The sequence below is a fragment of the Bacillus sp. EKM501B genome (genome assembly GCF_011800505.1).
In the GTDB taxonomy this organism is placed as follows: domain Bacteria; phylum Bacillota; class Bacilli; order Bacillales; family Bacillaceae_G; genus Bacillus_A; species Bacillus_A cereus.
This window is the reverse complement of record NZ_JAALFZ010000065.1, coordinates 1-412: the sequence shown is the minus strand read 5'-3', so window position 1 is coordinate 412 and position 412 is coordinate 1. Positions and strand designations below refer to the sequence as shown.

Below are 412 nucleotides of genomic sequence, written 5' to 3'. Positions count from 1 at the left end.
CCTGTGTCGGTTTGCGGTACGGGTAGAGTATAATTAAACGCTAGAAGCTTTTCTTGGCAGTGTGACGTCACTAACTTCGCTACTTAACTTCGCTCCCCATCACAGCTCAATGTTATAAAGATAAGCATTTGACTCATCTTACACCTCACTGCTTAGACAGGCTCTTCCAATCGCCTGCTTTAGTTAGCCTACTGCGTCCCTCCATCACTTTATACTCTAGTACAGGAATATCAACCTGTTGGCCATCGGATACACCTTTCGGTCTCTCCTTAGGTCCCGACTAACCCAGGGCGGACGAGCCTTCCCCTGGAAACCTTAGTCTTACGGTGGACAGGATTCTCACCTGTCTTTCGCTACTCATACCGGCATTCTCACTTCTATGCGTTCCAGCGCTCCTCACGGTACACCTTCT

General features: G+C 48.8%; 1 rRNA gene. It reads right to left on the bottom strand.

Annotated elements, in window-relative coordinates:
* Nucleotides 1-412, bottom strand: a 23S ribosomal RNA gene (locus tag HFD78_RS29110); the annotation flags it as partial.